At 37.5% G+C, this 2,035-nt stretch carries 2 protein-coding genes; both read left to right on the top strand.

Translation table 11 applies throughout. The features are described from left to right. Positions 1-68: 68 nt before the first annotated feature. On the top strand, positions 69-1,148 hold the full coding sequence (locus tag COZ07_RS05025) for a BMP family ABC transporter substrate-binding protein (protein ID WP_406607489.1): 1,080 nt from the start codon (positions 69-71) through the stop codon (positions 1,146-1,148). A gap of 73 nt (positions 1,149-1,221) precedes the next feature. Continuing rightward, positions 1,222-2,035, top strand: an 814-nt coding sequence (locus COZ07_RS05020; protein WP_406607488.1) for an ABC transporter ATP-binding protein, incomplete at its 3' end; no start/stop codon positions are given.

Below are 2,035 nucleotides of genomic sequence, written 5' to 3'. Positions count from 1 at the left end.
GGTGGTAGCCTAAATAAAAAGATAAATAAGGTTTAAAGTAGATAAATTAAATAAAAAAGGAGAAAAATATGAAAAAATTAAAAGTACTGGTAGTAATACTTATGTTAGTTATGTTAGTCAGTATCTTGGTAGGTGTAGGACAAGCAGAAGAAAAGATCAAAGTAGCTTTCATCTATGTAGGGCCTCATAATGATGGTGGATGGTCACAAGCTCATGATGAAGGCAGAATCTATTTAGAAGAAAAACTTCCTTATGTGGAAACAGCTTACTCGGAGACTGTTCCAGAGGGAGCTCCCTGTGAAAAGGTGATTAGAGATTACTGTAACCAGGGTTACAAAGTAATCTTTACCACCAGTTTTGGATTTATGGATCCCACTTTCAATGCAGCTAAAGATTATCCTGATGTAATTTTCGAACACTGTTCTGGCTACAAAACTTTAGATAATTTGGGAAATTATTTTGGTAGAATATACCAAGCGGACTATCTTTCTGGTTTAGTTGCCGGGATGATGACTAAATCTAATTATATCGGTTTTGTTGCTCCTTTCCCTATTCCGGAAGTGGTAAGAGAAATAGATGCATTTGCCATCGGAATGAGAGAGGTTAATCCTGATGCGGAGGTCCATGTAATCTGGTTAAACTCCTGGTTGGATCCGGTCCAGGAAGCTAATGCTGCCCAGACCTTTTTAGCTAATGGTGCGGATATTATTGCCAGTGGTATGGATACCCCTGCTTCACTGCAAGTTGCTGAAAAAGCCGGGAAGTATGGAATAGGTTATGATAAAGATATGGCCGCCGCCGCTCCTAAGGCATGTTTAACCTCTCGTATTTGGCATTGGGGCTTATATTATGTACAGGTTCTCGAAGCAGTTCGTGCAGGTACCTGGAAAGCGGGATCATACTGGAAAGGAATGGAAACTGGCCTGGTCGAACTTGCCCCCTATGGACCGATGGTGCCTCAGAATGTCCGAGATTATGTAGACAAGAGAAAACAAGAAATAATAGAAGGAAAATTTGAGTGCTTTACCGGACCACTTTATGATCAAAATGGAAAATTAACGGTGAAAGAAGGAGAAGAAATTCCCGATGCCGATAAATTAAGTCTTCAATGGTTTGTTGAGGGAGTTATAGGAACTATACCTAAATAATTGATCAAGCCCCGGGTAGTAGTTTTCTTTATTCCCCGGGGTAATTTTTTATTTTAAATTTCTGAGGGAATAAATGGGCGCAATAGTCCTTCAAGTAAAAAATATTAGTAAACATTTTCCCGGTGTTCTGGCTAATGATCATATAAATTTTGATTTAAGAAAAGGTGAGATTCACACTCTTCTCGGTGAAAACGGAGCGGGGAAAACTACTTTAATGAATATTCTGGATGGTATCTACTATCCCGATGAGGGAGAGATTTACCTGAATGGGAAAAAGGTGGATATTCGCTCTCCCTTTGAGGCAACTAAAAATGGCATCGGAATGATTCATCAGCATTTTATGTTAGTGGATACTCTTACGGTCCTGGAAAATGTGGTATTAGGTCTTGAATCCCAGGGATTTTACCTTAATAAAAAAAAGATTGCCGAGAGGATTAAAGAGATATCCCAAAATTATAATCTGAACATCAACCCCTATGCTAAGATATGGCAGCTTTCGGTGGGAGAACAGCAAAGGGTAGAAATTATAAAGACTTTATTTAGGGGAGCAAAGATTCTTATTATGGATGAACCTACTGCAGTATTGACCCCTCAGGAAGCAGATACTTTGTTTAAGATATTAAGAAGAATGATCAAAGAAGACAAATCTATTATTTTTATCAGTCATAAATTAGATGAAGTTATGAAAATATCTGACCGAATTACAGTTTTAAGAAAAGGGAAATTAGTAGGTACAGTAGATAAAAAAGAGATTAAGCAAAAAGAATTAGCTAAAATGATGGTGGGAAGAGAAGTTCTCTTTAGATTAGATAGAAATCCAATACGTAGAAAAGGCGAGGTCCTTAAAATAGAAGACTTAGAAACCCATAATGATAAAGGTATAATAA

The sequence above is a fragment of the Candidatus Infernicultor aquiphilus genome, assembly GCF_002784285.1.
Classification (GTDB): domain Bacteria; phylum Atribacterota; class Phoenicimicrobiia; order Phoenicimicrobiales; family Phoenicimicrobiaceae; genus Infernicultor; species Infernicultor aquiphilus.
Note: the sequence above shows the minus strand (reverse complement) of the source record. Positions and strands in the feature narration are given on the sequence as shown.

What these genes read in the sequence shown, in the direction of transcription:
- COZ07_RS05025 (WP_406607489.1), top strand. Translation starts at nt 69, where the DNA reads ATGAAAAAATTAAAAGTACTGGTAGTAATACTTATGTTAGTTATGTTA.